Source organism: Trichocoleus sp. FACHB-46 (genome assembly GCF_014695385.1).
Classification (GTDB): domain Bacteria; phylum Cyanobacteriota; class Cyanobacteriia; order FACHB-46; family FACHB-46; genus Trichocoleus.
Map to the genome: position 1 here is coordinate 165394 of NZ_JACJOD010000032.1, position 19237 is coordinate 184630.

Sequence of the window (19237 nt, forward strand, 5' to 3'; positions counted from 1 at the left end):
CATAGTTTCAGCATCAACCCAATTTGTGAATAGGAGATCTCGTATGAAATTGGTAAAAATTATTCTGGTTTTGCTCGTATTTCTAGTCAATCTGGCGATCGCTCCAGCTTCCTGGGCAGATAAACCAAAGGTCAGCAAAAATCATGACTATGTTGAGATGACCAGAACTCTAAATCGCCTGTTCGCAGAAAGAGATGCTCAAGGCAATTCTCCTGAACTGAAGCAGCGAATTGACGAACTACAGCTACAAAAAGCCGCGATCGAATCTGGGATTACTTGGGGTCAGTGCCGCAATGAAACGGGGCAGACTTTAGCGATTTATGGTCCCGCAGGTGAAGAATCTAAATCTGGCAGTAACGCCCTTTACTTCCTGGCAGATGGTGAAACAACCCCAGAGGGATGGGATTGCAACGGCGTTTACCTCCCCAATGATGCCCAAGCCGCAGGAATTCCATCTAGCCCTGCTGTGTTTAAGATTTTGGACGGCACTCGGTTAGTGGCAAAAACCAATCCTGACACTTCCGAAATCGTCTTTAACGTTCCAGCAGTTCAGGATTCTCCAGCTAAGGATCTATCCATTCCTAACGTATCTCAAACATTCATCAACTCACGAATTCCTAGCCCATTGGCCGCTGGTGAAATCGATGACTAACAGCACTGAGCTGCCGAGATTCTAAGCAAATCAACATGATCAAAAGAGGGATGAAGGAGCAAGAAAATTTCTTTCATCCTTCATCCCTCATCTCATCTTTTCAACAACTCAGCTCTGGGCCATTGAGATCGATTCTGCCTCGAACCAGGAGCGATCGAAGTTACAACCTAAATGTTGTTGAATTCGTAATAGATCTTGTTCCGCGTTGCCTAAACAGGTAGTAGCTCCGGGAGAAGGCGTGATATTAAAGCGAATCCCCTCTCCTGGATCGATCTCTGCTTGTCCTAGAATTAGCTTCCGTTGAGTGCGATCGATCAACTGAGGTCGAATCCCCCCAATGCCGTGGGCGAACTCTAAATCCTCTAGCTGCAACGAAGGCACGATTTTACGAGCATCTTGCAAGAACAAGCGACGGTTGACTAAAGGCACCTCGAAAGCCATGTTTTTGAAGATGTAGTTCCGGATGTCTTTCACCTTCAACAAATCGCCCAGCACACTCGCTACAGTGCCGTCTAGCTTCAAAACTTCCAAGTAGTCGATTAAGGTTTTGAGGTTGTTTCGCTCCAACAAGGGTAGAGGTAACGCCGTAGGTCCAAAACGGGTCTTACCGGGCACCGTGATATCTGGATCACCGTGAATTGCGGCAAAAGGCAGCTTATCATTCTGGACGGTGTAAACTTTGCCGTTCAAGATCTCTGGCGTGAAGTAGAAGTTGCCTGCGACTGGCAAACAAGAATATTCCAGCCCAATTCCCATGCGGTGAGCGAACAGCAGGCTGTGACCACCCGCAGACACCACCACAAACCGCGCTGTTACAGTTCCTTCAGCGGTTGTGATTTGGTAATTAGACCCCACAGGTTGAATCGATTGGACTGGATAACCCAACTTCAGATCAACGGTTTTATTGGTTACTGCTTGAGCCTGCTCCACAAAGGACTGCGCTAAGGCTCCATAGTTAATGGCCGTGTATTCTCCCAAAATGGCGATCGCGACTAACTCTTCTGGGCGATCGCCGCCATTCAACTGCACCACATTTGGCTCAATTTCGGCAATCTGGGATTTTTCTAGCAGTTGCATCCCAGTGAAGTGGGGCTTAAATACTTCATATCGCTGCCGCAAAAACTCGCACTCTTGCGAGCCCACCCCCAAAACCATCTTGGGAAACTGGTAGATAATCTGGTCCCGCAGGGCTGGCGGCAACTGGCTACCATAGCGGACCAACATTTGAGCCGATCGCTGGACTTTAATTGCTTTTTCCAGCGTGTAGTTGGTCTCAATATCGCCGCAATGGATTGTCTGGCTATTATTTGTGGCTTTCGAGTTGACCGAGGCAACGCTAGGATACTTTTCTAACAGTGCCACACGCTTGAGATCGGTAAAGGTCGCCAAAGAGTAGAGCAAGGCTGCTCCTGCTACCCCGCCTCCTATTACCACAACGTCGTATACCTGATTGACCATCCCAGAGCCTGCTGAATCCCTAAACTTCTTCAGCGTATCGTATTCAGGGCCAGTTCAGGTAGCGTTGCTTCTAGACAAACCCTATTCCTTTAGGCTCCTGTCAAAGTTCTGAGATATAGCCAAAGTCAGAGGTAATTTCTGAGATTAGCAGTAAGTTAAGGAATAAGGGAAATTCAAGGATATTTGATATGGAAAATACAAAAAAGAATTTTGCTCCAGGTGCTAGTGAAGAACTGTCAACTGTTATTGATCATGGTCAAGACGGGTTAAATCCTAACAAAAGCCTTCCAGTAAAATTGACTTTCTGGCTTTCAATGGGAGCCTCGGCAATTGTTCTTCTGGCTACGCTTTATTACTATGGAGTTTTCTCCTAGTTAGCTGATACATAGTAGTCCTAAATGATTGATGAACTTAGCGGGGTGCGCCTCTCACAACCTACTAGGATCGCTATAGTATTTCTGAATTCATGGCAGTGCCTTTGCTTTGTCGAATCTTAGCGGTACTGCCATCGTTGTGTGTTGATGTAAATGTACCGCTTCATTACTATTCATTTCTGACACAGGTATTTAACTACAACCGTATCTAGATTACTTTTGGGCTTAGCACAGGGTTACTCACTGGATAAAGAGCTAATAGCCATCACCTCTCATCGGTTGGAGGGAAGTAGTTCGTAGAAAGCTATCAAAGCAGTTCCTCAAAAATACTTAAAGGAGACAGGAGCATGAGTAATCATCCCGATCAAAGCAGTGAGAAGCAAAATCAGCCCTCCAAGGGGAGCGATCGCCCTCAAGAGGTCGAAACCTATGACGTGTTAAAGCTAGTCCGTCCAGGTGGCTTTGATGGAGACCCTCAAGAGATTTTAGGCAATCCAGCCGTTGCCCCTGAAATGATTCAGGAGGGTAGAGATCTCAGACCCGATTTGTTTAGAGAGGCAGAAGCAGCCAGTCCAGATGAGGGAGCTTAGGCAGAAGGCTGAGGCGATCGCATGGTTACATCTGTATTCACAATTTTGTGCATATTGAGGACTGCTATACCATCAACACTTTCTAGGAATCTGAATCACAAATTCTGTACCTTTTCCTAATGTGGAAAAACATTCCAGCTTCCCACCATGTTTCTCTGTAATGATCTGGTAGCTAATCGACATTCCCATGCCTGTCCCTTTACCTACTGGCTTGGTCGTAAAGAATGGGTTGAAGATTTGCTGCTGCGTCTGTTGCGTCATTCCTTTTCCATTATCCGCGATCGCTACTTGTACCCACTGAGCATTTATTGCCGTTGTCCGAATAGTGATCTGGCTCGGATGGGCTTGCATCTCTTGGTAGGTACGTTTGTGGTTGTGCTCCTCTAGGGCATCAATGGCATTAACCAAGATGTTCATAAACACCTGATTGAGCTGGCCTGCGTAGCACTCCACCAAGGGCAACTGATCGTAGTCTTTGATGACCTCAATCTCCGGTCGCTCTGGTCTGGCTTTGAGGCGGTGTTGCAGAATCATTAGGGTACTGTCAAGACCCTCATGGATATTGACAGGCTTAATCTCTGCTTCATCCATACGCGAGAAGTTGCGTAATGACAACACAATCTGCCGGATGCGATCGCTGCCGATTTTCATAGAAGCGAGCATTTTAGGCAAATCTTGCTGCAAAAATTCGAGGTCAATCTCTTCGGCTTCCGCTTGGATCTCGGAGACAGGTTGAGGATAGTGCTGCTCGTATAACTGCACGAAGCGTAAAAGGTCTTGAGTGTATTCCTGAACATGCACCAGATTGCCATGAATGAAGTTGATGGGATTGTTGATCTCATGAGCCAATCCCGCAACCAGTTGTCCCAGGCTCGACATTTTCTCACTTTGCACCACCTGAGCTTGAGTTCTTTGCAACTCACCTAGCGCCTCTTTAAGCTCGACCGTACGGGCTTCAACGCGGTGCTCTAGTTCGGTATTACTCTGCTCCAGAGCGGCAAAGGAGTCGCGTAGTTGTCCCGCCATATAGTTGAAGGAGACCGCCAACGTGTTCAGCTCCTGGATGCCACTATCTCCTACCGTTTGGTTGAGGTTGCCTGCTGCCATATCTTCACTGGCACGGCTCAGCCGCAGAATAGGTCGGCTAATCCAACGAGAAGTAACCACGCTCAAAACTGAGGCGACAGCTAGAGCCACTAGACACAGTAAGATCGTGGTGCGGTTATTGGCATTAATTTGGGCCATAAACCCATTTTCTGGCACGCTAACCACCACAAGCCAATCCAGCCCATATTGATCACGCCAAGGAGTAAGCTGCACGTACTGTGGCTCTCCCTGAAAATCGAGTTTAATCTTCTGGGCTTTGGTAATGTTGCGAAAATCGCCGAACTGCTGTTGCAGTTGTTTGGTAATTCCCTGCACCACTGGATTGGGGCTATCGATCGCCTGCAAACGTTTGATTTCGTCCTTTACAATCGCGAAAGGCTGCTCAGGTGCCGAATTAGCAATCAAGGTACCTTTGCGATCTAGGATGAAGATCTGGCCAGAATGACTGACATCTGAACTTCGTAAAAACTCACTGAGTTTCAGTAGATGAATATCTACAGCAACGATGCCCAGCAATTGATTTTCAGCGTCATAAATTGGTCTACCCGCTGAAGCCACAATGTAGGGGTGGCCTGGATAGTTCCAAGTATAGACCCGAGACCAAATTGGTTTCTTCGCAGTGATCGGCTCAGTATACCAGGTTTCCCTGAGGCTATCCCAGTCGAAGACCGTCATGACTTTGGTCCGATTGCCCTGGTTATCAGTGGCATAGGTGAAGAGATTATTGACAGATGCGCCGGTCCAATCGTCTACTGTGACGGTTTTGCCATCGTAGCGGGCTGCCCCTGCCCCCTCACCTGTGGTCAACCCAATACCGATATAACTCAGGTCATAAGCCTGCATCTGCCGCCAAAAGTACTTAGCCACTGTTTCGCGATCGCCCACATCTAGCAACCCCATCTGGATCGCGTCAGCATTGATCTGAAGCACCTTATGGGGAACTGACAAGTAAGCATCCAAATGTTGATTCACCGAACGACTAGTGCGTTCCATTAACTGGTCTGCTAACTCATTGACCGCTTTCTGACCGTTCTTGAAGGACAGGTAGCCAACCAAACCGACTGCCCCAAAAATTTGCAGCACAAAGGGAACAATTAGGACAAGCTGTAAAGGGAAAGCTTGAACTTGGCCAAAGCGATGCATTTTCATGGGTGCAATTACGGTTCAATCTGGTGTCAAATTAAACACAGTATTCCCATCTAGGCTTTTAGAATATCGATTCGCTTGATTCAATGAACTGCACGAACCGTACCTTCAGCGGTGGTAGCTCCTTGTACTGCCCAGACTGGTACTGAGCAGACTTAGCTTCAATTTCTTGTAGTTGGCCCAATGCTAAACCGCAAGGTTTTCCATACTTGACCTGCACCCGATCGCTGGCAATTTTTAGGGCTGTACGCGATCGCGCTACAAAATCATCTAAGTCATAGTCCTGGTTAGGAGCGAAATAGTCTTTGACGATAAGAGAAGGAGAATAGCAAGTTTCCTGAGAACCATCGGGCCATTGAATTTGAAAGCGAATTTCAGGCATAGGAAGCTAGAAGTTGTTTGTAGTGATGGAGGTGCATCTCGGCGGAGGCTGCCCAGGTATAGCGAGACAAAACTGATTGGCTGTGCTGCACCAAAGAGCGAGACAGGTCTGGCTGGACCATAGCTTGCATGGCTTGGGCGATCGCGGTAGGTGATTCGGGGTCTACCAGGAGAGCTTGAGTTGGAGCAAGGAATTCGGTAAAAGGAGTTTGGTGGGAAGTTAGAACCGGGAGACCAGAGGCGATCGCTTCCAGTAACACCAAGCCCCACCCCTCTTTGACCGAAGGAAAGACAAAGGCATCGGCAGTTCGATACAGAGCGGGCAGATCAACATCGGCAATGACTCCTGGTAAGACTAGGGAATGCCCGATTTTGATTTTTAGGGTATTGGCGATCGTGAAAAACTCGTCTCGATAGGCCTGGTAGTCAAATAGGGTGGCTCCGCCTGCAATCACTAACTGAGCGTTTGGATAATGCGATCGCACTTGAGCAAAGGCTTGTAGTAGTCGGATGGAGTTTTTGCGAGGTTCAATCCCACCCACGGTCAAATAAATGGGAGAACCATTCAAGCCCCATCGTTCTTTCAAATCTTGTTCTGTGTCATTGAGGACAGGAGTAAATCTGCCTAGATTCACGCCATTGATAATCCGGGGAGCTTGAATTTGGTATTGCTGTTGGAGCGCAGTCTGCCAATGGTCACTGACACAAAAGCAGAGATTCGCGCCTCGAATCGAACGATCCTGGCACTGCTGTAGATAGGGACTGCTGTAGTCTTCAATATGATGTACAGTTCGGACAAAGTGGGGAATCTTTTGCTGTTGAACCAGCTTGGCTAGGGCATTGGCGCTGATGCAATCCTGAGCATGATAGCAGTCATAAGTTTGTTCAGAGTGACTTAAGTAGTCTACAAACTCCTGAATCCGCTGTTGGATCAGAGCATCCATGTCAGCTGGAGCAGATTGAGCGAGAACAAGTTGGTAATTGCAAGTTAAAGGATAGTCAAATCCTGTCCCATCTTTGTCCAGGGCATAAACACAGACCTCATTGCCTAGATGGTGCAGTGCTTCGGCTAACTCCAGCGTATGAATGACACTGCCCCTCGGCTTGGTAGAGTAGGTGAGTAGAGCAATTTTTAAGTTGGTTGGGGAAGAAACCTGCGAGAAGTTTGGCTCAGTTTGATCGGTAATGAGTGCAGAATAGCTCATCTCATACTCCTACTGGAGAGAACCCTGTCAGCGGCTCATGAGATAGATCCCAAAATACCGTTGACTCTTGGTGAGAGCGTAAGATAAGTTGCTGGGTTGGTTGCACTTCTCCAACGACCTCACAGACTAAGCCTTGTTGCTGAAAGCAAGCCTGAACTGCTGAGGCATTGTGGGGCCGAACACTGAGGAGAAAGCCATAGCTAGGGAAACTTACGAGCCAAAGCTCCAGGGTTAATCCTGGGGGGCAGGGAATTTGGTTCAAATGCAGGATGGCCCCGCAGCCAGAGGTTTCCAGCAACATCAGCAGAGTACCAATGATGCCGCCATTGCTAATGTCTTTGCCTGCATCACACAGCCCCATTTCCGCCAGATAGGGCAAAATTGCTAGATTTTTCCGTAGATGCACCGGATCAGCAGTCGTGGCCGCATCCCAAAAAGGATATTTAGCATGGGATTTGCCTCGAAAATCGGTGGCAACCAACAGTTGATCGCCAGGTTGAGCATTAAAGCTACTGATCAAGCACTGCGATCGCCCTAAGATTGCCACTGAAAGAGCGTTGTAGGGACTATGGCAATTGGTATGTCCACCCACAATCGGCACATTGTACGTTTGAGCCGCCGCTTGCATCCCTTGCCAAATCGCTTCAGTACTATTGGTGGACTGGCTCCACAGAGTATCAACCACCGCGATCGCTCGTCCGCCCATCGCAGCAATATCGCTGATGTTCACCATCACCGCCGACCACCCTGCAAACCAAGGGTCCGTTTCTATGAGCCGCGGCAACATCCCCTCTGCTGCTAATAACAGATATCCTTCTCCATCCGGGATGGCTGCACAATCATCTCCCGGTAGTATGTTGGCAGAAGTCCACTGTGACCCTACCTTTAAAGCTTGGGATGCCGTTTGGATATCCTGCTTCTGCAAAAGGCTAAGGGATTGGCGCAATTGGGCAGCAAGGGACAATAGCATCAAGAAGCCTCTCTGGCTGGCAAAGATAGAATGGGATGTATCTCGACGTTAGGCGGATAGAAACTGAGGTCTGCTTCCATCAAATGATGCGGGTGAGTCCGAATCGCTATCTCTTCTAATGATTGCCAGTGCAGCCGTTGGAAGAAGCGTACATTTTGCAACTGCACCGTGGCTAGAAACTGCTGACAGCCCCAAGTGTTAGCAGTCGTGACAGCCTTGTAAATAAGTCCTTTGCCAATTTGCCAGCCTTTGCGATACTCCGGATGAGTGCCTAGCCTACCTCCATACCAAATGCCTGGTTTGGCTTCGTAGATTCGCACCACTCCAACGACCTGCTGGGTAGCAGTGGCGATCGCCACGATAGGATAGGCGAATTGATCAATCTCATCTACGTCATCGCCGCAAAAGAGTTGCTGTTCTTCTGCAAAGATGGCACGACGCAATGCAAAGTAAGCTGCAATCTCTTGGGTATTTGTCGCGAGTTTGAATTCGTAAGTCTTCATGGACTGGGTTTGTCAGAATTACTTTTCAAAAGTAGAAAGAGCCGAGCAAGCACCACACTTCGCACAGCCTGCTTTGATATCCGCTGATGACATTCCTGCGTGCTTTAACATGGCACCGACTCGTTCATAAAGCGTGAACATAAATTCGCTCTTAGGAGCAGGATGATGAGCGAGGGGAGTGCCTGTGATGGGAACAAAGGGCACCACAAAGGGATAAACGCCGATTTGGATCAGGCGATCGCAAACCTCCAATAAGGTTTCCAAGCTATCTCCTAATCCTGCTAGCAAGTAAGTATTCACTTGTCCCCAACCAAATACTTTGACTGCGGCAGCAAACGCCTTGAAATAGTACTCAACGGGGACTGTGGCTTTCCCTGGCATAATCCTAGCCCGAACCTCTGGGTCAGCCGCTTCCAAATGCATGCCTAAGCTATCAATTCCTGCTGCCTGCATGCGATCGAACCAGACAAAATCATCTGGAGGTTCACACTGCGCCTGAATCGGGATATTCACCCTGGCTTTGATGGCTTTGGCACATTCTGTCAAATAAGCCGCACCGCGATCGCTGCTGTTAGGGGTTCCTGTCGTCATCACCATTTGCTTGACCCCATCCAGCCGCACTGCTGCTTCGGCAACTTCGGCCAGTTGAGCAGGCGTTTTCCGAGCAATCGTTCTCCCTGCTGCTAGCGATTGCCCGATCGCACAAAATTGGCAAGAGGTATCTGTATTGCCATAACGCATACAGGTTTGCAGCACCGTGGTTGCCAATACATCTCGGCTATGCAACAAGGCAATTTGATTGTAAGGGATACTGTCAGCCGTCGTGAGGTTGTAGAACTGGGGTGGCTGGGGAAACTGAATTGGGGCGATCGCTTCTCCCTGATGATCTAAAGTCAATGATGGAGATGAGGTGGTAGTGACTGTGTAAGGCGATCGCGCTGCTGGATTGTTGAAGATAGGCACCATGACAGTCGTGCCGTCTACAGTCACAGCTTTGTGGTCAGAAGGACCTGCCCCACCTTTACGTCCTGCTGCTCCAATGTCTTGTTCTACCAGCTTCAACCCCTGGGTTTGCAGTTCTACAATCAACTGTTGCTTGTTCATAGACTGGGTTTACGCTCCCACCGAAACTTTCTCTCAGACTCTTGAATCAGCACATCGTTAATACTGGCCTCTCGTCTTTGCATCAGTCCATTCTCGGCAAACTCCCACTGCTCATTGCCGTAAGCCCGATACCAATAGCCCGAATCGTCATGCCATTCATACTCAAATCGCACCGAGATCCGATTCTCTGTAAAGCTCCAAAGCTCCTTTTTGAGACGGTAATCTAACTCCTTGGCCCACTTGCGCTTCAGAAAAGCCGCGATCGCTTCTCGCCCACTAAAGAACTCAGCTCGATTGCGCCATTGGGAATCCTCTGTGTAAGCCAAGGCAACCTTCTGCGGATCGCGTGTGTTCCAAGCATCTTCTGCGGCCTGAACTTTGACTTTTGCTGTTTCCAGGGTGAAGGGGGGTAGAGGTGGTTTTTCCATGCAGTGTTGCAGCTAGGGAGTAGGTTGTAGAGAAGGGTCAAGGGGTATTTCGGCCATTAGAAAATTGCTGTCGGGAGATTCTGCCATCACTGTCTGAGCCTCTAAATTGACTTGCAATTGCAGCAACTCTGGGCGGGAATAGTGACCAACACAATCCATCATGCGCTTCCGTTTAGTAATTAAGGAGAAATTTAGATCGGCGATCGCCATTCCCTCACCTTCTGTAATCGGCGGACAAAGATGATTGCCTTCAGGCCCGATTATTGCGGTATTGCAGCCGCCACTGAGCACTCGTTGCAGCTTCTCATCAGTGGTGATTTGTCCGACTTGTTCTGGAGAGAGCCAACCTGTAGCATTGACAACGAAACAGCCAGCCTCCAAGGCATGGTGACGAATCGTGACTTCAATTTGGTCGGCAAAAATCTGCCCTACTAAGGAACCAGGAAATTGGGCACAGTGAATTTGTTCATGCTGGGCCATGAGGGCGAATCGAGCCAAAGGATTGTAGTGCTCCCAGCAGGCCAAGGCACCCAGTTTTCCCACTGCTGTCTCCACAACTCTCAAACCAGAACCATCTCCTTGCCCCCACACCATTCGCTCATGATAGGTAGGTGTAATCTTGCGCCGCTTCAACAATAGAGTGCCGTCGGCATCAAAAATTAGCTGTGTGTTGTAGAGGGAGCCATGATCTCGCTCATTGACTCCTAGCACCACCACCATTGCATAAGAACGAGCCGCTCTGCTTACCGCATCTACCACTGGCCCAGGCACGGTCACCGCTTCTTCATACAGCCGCATATGTTCCTGCCCCATGAGAACGGGCGGTTGCACAAAGGAGAAGTAAGGATAATAAGGGATAAAAGTCTCAGGAAAAACGATCAGCTGCACCCCTGCTTTGGCAGCTTTAGCGATCGCCTGCAACACCTTCTCGGTGGTGCCATCTCGACTAAACAAAACTGGGCTAATCTGTATGGCTGCGGCTCGAATGGTTTGGGAATCATTCATTATTTACAAGGTCCAAGTATCTAAAATCAAGGCTCCATCTTTGCGGTGCAGGAGCACTAGATCTAGTACATCCAAAGGATTGATGGGACGGATGCCAGGAATCAGGGAAGGTTCACCATGCCCATACAAAGCTTGTAAAGCAAAGCGGCAAGCATAAACTTTGCCACCCTCTGCCATAAACTTGCTGATTTGGTCATTAAAGTTCTGGTGCCCCGGGAAAGCTGCATCTCCTAACTTAGGAAATCCCCGCTGCACCCCCAAAGTTACGCCAGGGCCATACAACAAGACAGAAGTCTCAAATCCCTTACGCAGTAGGCGCGTAGCTTGCAATAAATTGACAAAACCAATCGATCCTTCAAACGCAACGGTGTGGAATGTCACCAATGCTTTCTCGCCAGGTTCAGCTTTGACATCGGGAAAGACTTTCTCTTCGTAATCAACAAAGAAATCACCAACTTGATGAGCAGGAGTGGTTACTTCAGGCATCTTTTTTTCCTTGAATAGTGTTGCCAGATTAAGGGCTAGCTGAGGAGATCTTTGTATTCCTCACTACGAAAGGTTTAACTCTATCAATAAGGCTAGGGAGGGCGATCGCTCGGTCTATTTCTCAGGCCAAAACGCTGAAAATTAGTACCAAACTCACCTAAGTACCTATCGATTTCGCTAGGTCGCTAACAATGCGTCTCTGGACTACGAACCCAGCAAAAATTCATTGACCACACTCCAGTCATTGGGGTATGACACCTTCTTCCTGGCGACGATGTAATCTGCTAGATAACTGGCGTCACGGGCGATTCCAGAAAAGCGGCCTGACCCCCAGGTATAGAGCCAGGGAAGCCCTAGAAAATAGAGTCCCCAGACTCCGGTTACACCCCGTTCATGGCCTGGATACCCCTTGCCATCAAAGACAGGCACCTCTACCCAACTAAAATCAGACTGATACCCAGTACACCAAATCACTGCACTGATATTGGCTTGAGCATAGTCCAGGCTGAGGATCGACTGCTCAGGCTGCCAAACTGGATAGTAAGCAGGTTCTGTGGGAGCCTCAATTTGGTTTTTCTCAATGAATCCATCAATGGTTTTCTTGATACTTTCCGCTACCGCATCGGCTTGATCCAAATTTTGCTGCAAGTTATCCCAGAATTCCAACTGGCGATCGCTAATATCCTTCAGCCTGCCATAAAGTTGCATCCCTTCTAGAGCAAATTGTCGTAAGTCAATCTCTCGACCTCCATCTCGACCTGTAACATAGTGGTTGGCTTTGGCCCTCACTTTTTCTTTTTGGGGATGCTCCTCAATCGATAAATCGTAATATCCCATCTGGTCCAGCCAATCGACCACATCTTTACCTCGGTACCGCCGGGGCGATCGCGGCGCACTCCCCACGCAGAGATGTACTTGTCTACCAGCCAAATGCAGATCTTCAGCAATTTGGCATCCTGACTGCCCTGTACCTACGACCAACACGGCTCCAGGCGGTAAAGACTGGGAGTTTTTATATTCTGAGGCGTGAAGTTGCGTGATGTTTTTAGGGAGCCGTTCAGCAATCTTTGGCACCTTAGGAAGATGGTAGCTACCGGATGCCACAACTACCTGGTCAGCCGTGTATTCTCCAATTGAAGTTGTCACCTCAAAGAAGTTTTGGGCTACATTCTGACTAAGCTTTAATACCTCAACACCTTGCTGAATGGGAGGATCGAAAGAGGCAGCATAAGCTTCAATATATTGCACAATTTCGTCTTTCTGCATGAAACCATGAGGATCATCGCCTGGATAGGCATAGCCTGGGAGTTTACATTGCCAATTGGGTGTGACTAAACAAAAAGAGTCCCAGCGCTTAGTGCGCCAAGCATAGCCAATTTTGTTCTTCTCAAAAACAATGTGATCGATGCCTCTCTCCTTCAAGCAATAGCTCATGGAAAGCCCTGACTGACCTCCACCCACAATAATGACTGAATAGTGATTGTTCATAAGCTGACTTCTGACTGGCTGGAATGTGTTGCCAGATTAAGTCCTGATTTCTCAAGTCTTTGTATCTCTCACTACGGAAGTGGGAGATCTAACAATAAGGACAGGAGAAACGATCGCAGCACTTTCTCAGATTTATGTAACCAGCCATCCCTTAGCGATCGCCTCATAAATCGCTTGGTAACGAGTCCGCGCCTGCAATTTCGCCAAGACATTATTCATGTGGAACTTAACGGTACTTTCGCTAATGATTAGATGATCGGCAATATCGCGATCGCGATGCCCCTGAGTCAACAAAGCCAGAATCTCCAACTCTCGCTCAGACAGAGTTTGCTGTTTTTCTAAATCTGGGTCAATACCCCACGATTTACCCTGTGACAACGCTTCTACTGCCTGTCTCAATGTCTCTGGGCTGGTAGACAAATCAACTTTGCCTCGAATCCCCTTCGGTGCAATTTGACTTCCCTGTTGCACCCACAGCACCCATTTCGCTGTCTGAATTTGTGTAGCATCATCGGTCAATAAGGGTACATTCTTGTTTGCTTCTTTAGCTATTTCACGGCAAACTGGTAGACCTGCCGAAAAAGCTAGATGTGTAAAGGCTAGTTGTAGAACTGATGAGCGGCATTGAATTCGCAGTTGATGACCACCGAGATCGCGCCAATCGGGTACTTTGAGCAAAAACTGCATGGCCCGTTGATTACTGGTGGCTTGGGTTTGCAGCACTCCCCCTAAACAGGTGACAGTAAAAAACAGTTTATTTAGGGAGGACGGCAAGCCATTTTGTGGATCGAGGTCGGGAAAATGAGTTGCCGGAATCATGGCCTCTAATGCTACAGACTCTGCTGTATAAATCAGCCGACAATAGTGACAGGTAAATTGGTACAAAGTTTCGGCTGCTTGCAAGAAGACATAAGCTACTGGCAGAGTGAGAGGTCGCTCTGTGCCTACCAAAGTTAAGCGGGTATCACTTAGCAGACTGACTAATTGATCAGAAAGAGAGAGATAGTTGAATTTAAGGCTCTGAACCGCAGGCTGGGCCATCAACTGCATCGAGTTTTGCCAAATCTGCTTTTCATGCTGATATTGTATAGCTGTGTCTAAGGCGATCGCTGTAACGGTGCAAAGGGTTTGTAAAACCTCTAGAAACTCTGTCTCCATTGCTTGATGGCTAAAAGTTGCCAGCACGCCGATGACTTTATCTTGAATCACTAAAGGATATCCTGCAAATCCTTGAATGTTGTTAGCGATCGCCCATTCGCGATTTCCTACCCAAGTTTCTGCTGCAAGATGATTGCTCAAAAAGGAAACTCGATTTTGAGCAATTTTGCCCACTTTGTAAGCTCCCATCGGGACTCGCCCAAAGGTGCCATTGAGATGCGTATACATCCCTGAAGAAGCAACCAACTTTAAGGTGGTTTGCTCTGGTTCTAGTAGCCAGATCCGGGCTAAGGCACAGTCAAACTTCTCTACCAAGCCATTGGCAACCCGACGGGCTATTTCTTCTGGTTCTAAGCAACCAGAAAAGCCTTGAGCAATTTCATTGCCCTGCTGCAGGTCAAACAGAATTCGAGTTGCATCAAGGTGCTCTATCAACGGATTAGGCATTGGTATATCGCTCCAGTCCCTAATCTATTGAGGACTAGATTGTTTCCTGACTCTGTATCTCAAGTTACGGAAGGGCTACCTATTCCGGTTTAGGGGCGATCTATATAAACCTAATATTTCCCTACAGCTTTTGACAGACTCACTGAAACATCTAACCTGAGTTAGGTGGATGATACCTGCAACCTAGCCAAAATCAAGATATGCAAGCCTTTTTGCTTGAAACATAGTCCACTATAGTGCTGACTTGCTGCTCCTTCATCCTATTGTCATCAGGATTGAGTCGCAAGAACAAAACATTCATCAACTGAACTTCTTTATAAGAGACACAACATGGTTGCAACCTTAGATGATACAAAGCGGCTAGCGATCGCAGAGAGATTGGCAGACTTGAGAGCACTTCAGGCTTTCATTCTCTCCAACGATCAAAAGCTAATTGAAGTTTGCCCTTACCAAGACGTGCGGGAACGGCTACAGAATATGCTGGCCGACGATCAGAAAAATCTTGGCATTATCGACACCGTCGTCGTGCAATACGGCATTCAATCTGAACCTAGTGCTGCAACCAAGGCTTTTATTCCTCAGTTTGAGCAGATGATCTCAGGTAATGAGTTGACGTTCTACCAAAAACTCATGCACCACGAACTGATGAAGCATAGTCAAGTGATGAGCGGCATCGTGATCCATAAGGCGGCTCAAAAGGTAGGAGCAGACATTGAGTTAGCCATTGGGCCTCTGAATACGGTTAACTTTGAAGGCCGAGCGCACCAAGAACAGCTCAAGGGCTTGCTAGAACAAGTTGGTGTTCGGGAAATGACAGGTCAAGATGCCGATCAGGGTCTCTGGGCTAGAGTCCAAGACGCGATCGCCGCTTTCTCTGGGGTGGCTGGCAGTGTGATCACTCAAAACACCGACAAGCAGGATATGAATATCCAGACTTTGATTCGGTTGGACCATGAGAAAGTGAATACCATCTTCACAGAAATTGGAGCCACCAAAGATCCTCAAAAACTCCAAGAGTACTTCGGCCAGCTCTACAAAGATTTGCTAGTTCACGCTCAAGCCGAGGAAGAAGTAGTTTATCCTAAGGTGCGTCCCTTCTATGGCAACGATGACACCCAGGAGCTATACGACGAGCAAGCTGAAATGAAGCGGATGCTGGATGAAATCAAAGCGATGAATCCTGCTGATGCTGATGCGTTTAGATCCAGAATCAAGGATTTGATGGATGCAGTTGGTGATCACATCCGTCAAGAAGAAAGCACGATGTTTTCCGCGATCGATCGCAATTGCAGCACTGAGCAAAAAGAGCAACTAGCCACTGAATTCAAAGCTACCAAGAGCCGTATTCAGCAAGAACTGGCAGCTTCTCTGCGATAACGATAAAGATTGACCTCTCCCCAAACCCCTCTCCTACAGGAGAGGGGCTTTGAATACTAATAAATAGTCCGGGATAATGTCTGTGGGGTGCGGAAACTATGAAATAGCCAGATGGGTGGCAGAATGACAGCCGCTCTATCTCAATGACATCAGCAAAGGGTGAGACAGAATGACCGTGGAGGAAGCATTAACAGTTGTTGAGCGAATCTTGCCTCAAGGACGGTTAAGCAAAATTCAGGCAGAAATTTTGCGTCAATCTTGGGACGGGAAGTCATACACAGATATAGCTCTCGCTTCTGACTACGATGCTGGCTATGTCAAGGATGTGGGATCTCACTTATGGCAGCTGCTCTCCAAAGTGTTAGGTGAAAAAGTCACAAAACATAACTTTCGAGGAGTATTACAACGTTTTATTCAACGAGAAGCACCTAGCACCCAGCCACTACCACCTGCTTCCCCGCTCATCCTCCCTAAGACTTCAACCGCGATCGCCCACAATCTACCCGTTCGAGATTTCAGTCGCATTGTAGGGCGCGATCGCGAACTTGCCCAGTTACTAGAATCGCTGACCTTTGAGTGCCCCACTCACTGCATCAGCATCGAAGGCATTGGCGGCATGGGTAAAACCACCCTGGCTTTGTCTGCGGCCTATCACTACCTACACGCTACATCCAGCACTGCCAATCCAGAGTCTGGCTCATTTCTGAGACTGTTTGAGGCGATCATCTTCACCTCGGCCAAACAAGAGCGTCTCACCCCCCAAGGAGTCTTGCCCCGTCTGAAGCCAGAGCGGAGTTTGCGGGATGTCTTCCGCGCGATCGCGCGCACGCTCAAGTGCTCAGATATCTTATTGCTAGATTTTGAGGAACAGATTGAACAAATTCAGGATGCGTTAAATCGTCAGCCTACTTTGCTGATTGTAGACAACCTGGAAACCTTGGAAGATTGGCGGTCGATCTTGGCATTCTTGTACGACCTGCCATCTACGGTTAAAGTGGTGATCACCAGCCGTCAACAGTTCTCATTTCATGCCATTCGCTTAGAGCCACTGCCACTTGCGGAAAGCTTTTCCTTAATTGAGCAGCAGGTTCAAAGTAAGAATATCGTGCTGGGATCAGCTGATGTGCAAACCCTACATCATTACACCAGCGGCGTACCTGCGGCTATTGTTTATGCGATCGGGCAACTCGCAGCAGGTTACCCAGTGAAGCATCTACCTTCTCGTTTGACCTTGGCGGTTGGAGACTATGCTCACTTCTATTTCCAGAGTTCTATGTCCCTGCTTCAAGGAACCTTACCTCACTACTTACTCATGGCGTTGGCCCTGTCTCCGGGGTCAGCTCCTTTAGAGGCGATCGCGCATATTGCAGGCAGCGACAATCTCGCTCACTCAATTGAGGGGTTGGCACAATTGCTGCAACTTTCTCTAGTGAATCAGCAGGCAGGCCGATACTCTATCTTGGCGCTAACACGAGAGTACGCCTTAGCCGAACTGGCGACCCACCCCAATTTTGAGCAAGCGGCCCGCAACCGCTGGATCAGCTGGTTCCTGTCCTATGTGCAACAGCACGGCGGCAAAGATGGCAAAGAATGGCAGGAATATCCTCTGCTCGACCAGGAATGGGATAATCTGCAAGCGGTGATTGAATGGTGTATTGCCAGCGATCGCTATGACGAGATGCGGCAGTTGTGGCAGCAGGTCAACTCTTACACCCATAAACAAGGCTACCGCCAAAATCGGTTGAACGTCTGGAACACTCGCCTCGACTGGGCTGATTGGCTCATCCAAGCCGCCGAGCAACGGCAAGATTGGTTTACTGCTCTAGAAGTGATGCTGGACCAAGGCTGGACCTTAACTTTACTCGGTCAATCCAGACATTTAGAACAAGCTCATACCCTCTATCAAAAAGCTTGGGAACTGCGACATTACCAAACCCTCAACTTCCAAGCCGAGTTAGCCATCAACATCGCCGTGCTCCGAATTCAGCAGCGCCTTTTTGTCGAAGCAACAGACTGGCTACAACAAGCGCAACAACTCCTTAGCCGCGCCGAGATCGAGACAGCCATGCCGCGATCGCAGATACAGATTTGGTATTACCAAGGCGAGGTGGCTTACAAAACCGAAAACTATAACCAAGCCCACACCTTATTCCAACAAGTCTTAGCGCAAGCTGAATACCTGGATTGGCAACGGGCTAAGTTTTTAGCCAAAGACTGGTTAGCGGATATTGCCATTCAGCAACAGCACTTCAGCGAAGCACAACACTTGCTAGAGGAAGGCTTGCAAGCAGCCACAACCAACCAAGACACATGCCGAGTCGCCTTTTGTGAGCGATCGCTAGCCCGACTAGAAAAAGCCCGTGGCAACGGTGCGATCGCCCAACATTGGGCCGCGACAGCGAAACACCGCTTTGAGGAGTTGGGAATGCTGACCGAAGCTAAGGAAACAGCCGTCCTGCTGCAAACCTTGGTATAAGCCTAACAACCTATCACCTAACGACTAAAGTTGCGGCTACAAAAACAAAGACCGCCTGCGCGGTCTCATTCTTGAAAAACTATTTATAGCTTGCGGAGGCAGGCTTGGTTTCAATAGCCCCAAGCTTCAGCCTGCGGGATATTTAGGCAGGCGTAAAAAAGCTCCTCAAAGCATCCTCCATTGAGAGGCTAACGCTAGGACGCGACTGAGAAGTAGATCGATCTACGCCTCGGCAAGTTTGCATTGCTTGTAAGGGTTCGCAATCCGATGGAGCAGCACCCGTCGCCAAATCTAATCCAAAGTGTTTGCGAAAGAGCACCTGAGTTAGTGCGTAAGCCCGTTGCCAATTCTGTTGATCGGCTTCTCCTCTTGTACCCAGATAAGGAAAATGATGAATAAATCGCCCAAATAAGTGTTGACAATCTTCCGCATATTTATGCGTATCAAGGATATGCTGATGCCAAACTTGATCGATCTCTTGAGTTGGTACCAGTTGTAAGCGAGGATATTGCCCTACCAAATAAAGAAAACCCAGATAACGCGCGATCGCCCTAGTAGTCTGAAGTTTCGTCCACTGAGGACCAGTCTGAGAGTGCATTAATTGATGTGCAATAGGACCAAGATCGAGCGATCGCACCTTTTGGAGAAACGCTTGATATGATTGGGGTGAGGCGGGGTACTGCACCATTGTGGCTTGCTCCTTCAAAGTAGACGTAGCTTAGGAGAAGTTTGTTTTAGAACCAACAAGTCATCTCCTATCTATAAACATCGCTAGAAGTATGGCCTCGTACGGATTTTAATCGGTTCAGTTTTTGGTTCAGTTTTGGTTCAGTGTCACATTTCGTCAACATCAATTCTGAAATGAGCGTGCAATACTGAGAT

The 19237-nt window shown here is 48.3% G+C and carries 18 protein-coding genes; 5 read left to right on the plus strand and 13 right to left on the minus strand.

Going from position 1 to position 19237, the window contains the following annotated elements:
- Positions 1–43 precede the first annotated feature (43 nt).
- Complete coding sequence (locus H6F72_RS20920; protein ID WP_190440243.1) at positions 44–652, plus strand: hypothetical protein; 609 nt, start codon at positions 44–46, stop codon at positions 650–652.
- A gap of 108 nt (positions 653–760) precedes the next feature.
- Here H6F72_RS20920 and H6F72_RS20925 read toward each other — a convergent pair whose 3' ends face one another.
- Positions 761–2110: an FAD-dependent oxidoreductase gene (locus H6F72_RS20925; protein WP_190440246.1), complete on the minus strand. Its 1350-nt coding sequence runs from the start codon at positions 2108–2110 to the stop codon at positions 761–763.
- 188 nt (positions 2111–2298) lie between these two features.
- Here H6F72_RS20925 and H6F72_RS20930 point away from each other — a divergent pair, with 188 nt between their 5' ends.
- Both H6F72_RS20930 and H6F72_RS20935 read left to right on the plus strand, forming a co-directional pair.
- Positions 2299–2484, plus strand: a complete 186-nt coding sequence (locus H6F72_RS20930) for a hypothetical protein (RefSeq protein ID WP_190440249.1) — start codon at positions 2299–2301, stop codon at positions 2482–2484.
- A gap of 347 nt (positions 2485–2831) precedes the next feature.
- Positions 2832–3074 carry a hypothetical protein gene (locus H6F72_RS20935; protein WP_190440251.1) on the plus strand — a complete coding sequence of 81 codons (243 nt, stop codon included), beginning with the start codon at positions 2832–2834 and terminating at the stop codon, positions 3072–3074.
- A 72-nt stretch (positions 3075–3146) separates the two neighbouring features.
- Here H6F72_RS20935 and H6F72_RS20940 read toward each other — a convergent pair whose 3' ends face one another.
- The 11 genes from H6F72_RS20940 to H6F72_RS20990 form a co-directional block, all read right to left on the minus strand.
- Positions 3147–5330: an ATP-binding protein gene (locus tag H6F72_RS20940; RefSeq protein ID WP_190440254.1), complete on the minus strand. Its 2184-nt coding sequence runs from the start codon at positions 5328–5330 to the stop codon at positions 3147–3149.
- 58 nt (positions 5331–5388) lie between these two features.
- Complete coding sequence (locus H6F72_RS20945) at positions 5389–5709, minus strand: MSMEG_0570 family nitrogen starvation response protein (RefSeq protein WP_190440257.1); 321 nt, start codon at positions 5707–5709, stop codon at positions 5389–5391.
- Positions 5702–6913 (minus strand): MSMEG_0565 family glycosyltransferase, encoded by a 1212-nt coding sequence (locus H6F72_RS20950; protein WP_190440260.1) that lies wholly within the window; start codon positions 6911–6913, stop codon positions 5702–5704. Before H6F72_RS20950 ends, H6F72_RS20945 begins: the two co-directional genes overlap by 8 nt.
- A gap of 1 nt (position 6914) precedes the next feature.
- Positions 6915–7883: a sll0787 family AIR synthase-like protein gene (locus H6F72_RS20955; RefSeq protein WP_190440263.1), complete on the minus strand. Its 969-nt coding sequence runs from the start codon at positions 7881–7883 to the stop codon at positions 6915–6917.
- Positions 7883–8386 (minus strand): MSMEG_0567/Sll0786 family nitrogen starvation N-acetyltransferase, encoded by a 504-nt coding sequence (locus tag H6F72_RS20960; protein ID WP_190440266.1) that lies wholly within the window; start codon positions 8384–8386, stop codon positions 7883–7885. Before H6F72_RS20960 ends, H6F72_RS20955 begins: the two co-directional genes overlap by 1 nt.
- A gap of 18 nt (positions 8387–8404) precedes the next feature.
- Positions 8405–9490, minus strand: a complete 1086-nt coding sequence (locus H6F72_RS20965; RefSeq protein ID WP_190440269.1) for an MSMEG_0568 family radical SAM protein — start codon at positions 9488–9490, stop codon at positions 8405–8407.
- Positions 9487–9918, minus strand: a complete 432-nt coding sequence (locus tag H6F72_RS20970) for a nuclear transport factor 2 family protein (RefSeq protein WP_190440272.1) — start codon at positions 9916–9918, stop codon at positions 9487–9489. The genes H6F72_RS20965 and H6F72_RS20970 overlap by 4 nt, the downstream gene beginning before the upstream one ends.
- Positions 9919–9930: 12 nt before the next feature.
- Positions 9931–10923, minus strand: a complete 993-nt coding sequence (locus H6F72_RS20975; protein WP_190440275.1) for a Nit6803 family nitrilase — start codon at positions 10921–10923, stop codon at positions 9931–9933.
- Between the two features lie 3 nt (positions 10924–10926).
- Positions 10927–11409, minus strand: coding sequence for an MSMEG_0572/Sll0783 family nitrogen starvation response protein (locus H6F72_RS20980; protein WP_190440278.1), 483 nt, complete (start codon positions 11407–11409; stop codon positions 10927–10929).
- 204 nt (positions 11410–11613) lie between these two features.
- Entirely contained in the window at positions 11614–12897 is a 1284-nt protein-coding gene (locus tag H6F72_RS20985) for an MSMEG_0569 family flavin-dependent oxidoreductase (protein WP_190440282.1), read from the minus strand.
- A gap of 132 nt (positions 12898–13029) precedes the next feature.
- Positions 13030–14502 carry a LuxR C-terminal-related transcriptional regulator gene (locus tag H6F72_RS20990; protein WP_190440285.1) on the minus strand — a complete coding sequence of 491 codons (1473 nt, stop codon included), beginning with the start codon at positions 14500–14502 and terminating at the stop codon, positions 13030–13032.
- Positions 14503–14832: 330 nt separating this feature from the next.
- On the opposite strand from H6F72_RS20990, the gene H6F72_RS20995 reads away from it, so the two are divergent.
- The gene (locus H6F72_RS20995; RefSeq protein WP_190440297.1) at positions 14833–15879 is read left to right on the plus strand and encodes a hemerythrin domain-containing protein; all 1047 of its coding nucleotides are present in this window, start codon (positions 14833–14835) and stop codon (positions 15877–15879) included.
- A 169-nt stretch (positions 15880–16048) separates the two neighbouring features.
- Positions 16049–18355 (plus strand): NB-ARC domain-containing protein, encoded by a 2307-nt coding sequence (locus H6F72_RS21000; protein WP_190440299.1) that lies wholly within the window; start codon positions 16049–16051, stop codon positions 18353–18355.
- 142 nt (positions 18356–18497) lie between these two features.
- Here the strand turns inward: H6F72_RS21000 and H6F72_RS21005 are convergent, their stop codons facing one another.
- Complete coding sequence (locus tag H6F72_RS21005) at positions 18498–19043, minus strand: glycine-rich domain-containing protein-like (protein ID WP_190440301.1); 546 nt, start codon at positions 19041–19043, stop codon at positions 18498–18500.
- Positions 19044–19237: the final 194 nt, after the last annotated feature.

Coding starts and splice junctions, on each gene's coding strand:
- H6F72_RS20920 (WP_190440243.1), top strand. CDS start 44: ATGAAATTGGTAAAAATTATTCTGGTTTTGCTCGTATTTCTAGTCAAT.
- H6F72_RS20995 (WP_190440297.1), top strand. CDS start 14,833: ATGGTTGCAACCTTAGATGATACAAAGCGGCTAGCGATCGCAGAGAGA.
- H6F72_RS20990 (WP_190440285.1), bottom strand. CDS start 14,502: ATGCCTAATCCGTTGATAGAGCACCTTGATGCAACTCGAATTCTGTTT.
- H6F72_RS20930 (WP_190440249.1), top strand. CDS start 2,299: ATGGAAAATACAAAAAAGAATTTTGCTCCAGGTGCTAGTGAAGAACTG.
- H6F72_RS20955 (WP_190440263.1), bottom strand. CDS start 7,883: ATGCTATTGTCCCTTGCTGCCCAATTGCGCCAATCCCTTAGCCTTTTG.
- H6F72_RS20980 (WP_190440278.1), bottom strand. CDS start 11,409: ATGCCTGAAGTAACCACTCCTGCTCATCAAGTTGGTGATTTCTTTGTT.
- H6F72_RS20940 (WP_190440254.1), bottom strand. CDS start 5,330: ATGAAAATGCATCGCTTTGGCCAAGTTCAAGCTTTCCCTTTACAGCTT.
- H6F72_RS20945 (WP_190440257.1), bottom strand. CDS start 5,709: ATGCCTGAAATTCGCTTTCAAATTCAATGGCCCGATGGTTCTCAGGAA.
- H6F72_RS20935 (WP_190440251.1), top strand. CDS start 2,832: ATGAGTAATCATCCCGATCAAAGCAGTGAGAAGCAAAATCAGCCCTCC.
- H6F72_RS21000 (WP_190440299.1), top strand. CDS start 16,049: ATGACCGTGGAGGAAGCATTAACAGTTGTTGAGCGAATCTTGCCTCAA.
- H6F72_RS20960 (WP_190440266.1), bottom strand. CDS start 8,386: ATGAAGACTTACGAATTCAAACTCGCGACAAATACCCAAGAGATTGCA.
- H6F72_RS20925 (WP_190440246.1), bottom strand. CDS start 2,110: ATGGTCAATCAGGTATACGACGTTGTGGTAATAGGAGGCGGGGTAGCA.
- H6F72_RS20950 (WP_190440260.1), bottom strand. CDS start 6,913: ATGAGCTATTCTGCACTCATTACCGATCAAACTGAGCCAAACTTCTCG.
- H6F72_RS20975 (WP_190440275.1), bottom strand. CDS start 10,923: ATGAATGATTCCCAAACCATTCGAGCCGCAGCCATACAGATTAGCCCA.
- H6F72_RS20970 (WP_190440272.1), bottom strand. CDS start 9,918: ATGGAAAAACCACCTCTACCCCCCTTCACCCTGGAAACAGCAAAAGTC.
- H6F72_RS20985 (WP_190440282.1), bottom strand. CDS start 12,897: ATGAACAATCACTATTCAGTCATTATTGTGGGTGGAGGTCAGTCAGGG.
- H6F72_RS20965 (WP_190440269.1), bottom strand. CDS start 9,490: ATGAACAAGCAACAGTTGATTGTAGAACTGCAAACCCAGGGGTTGAAG.
- H6F72_RS21005 (WP_190440301.1), bottom strand. CDS start 19,043: ATGGTGCAGTACCCCGCCTCACCCCAATCATATCAAGCGTTTCTCCAA.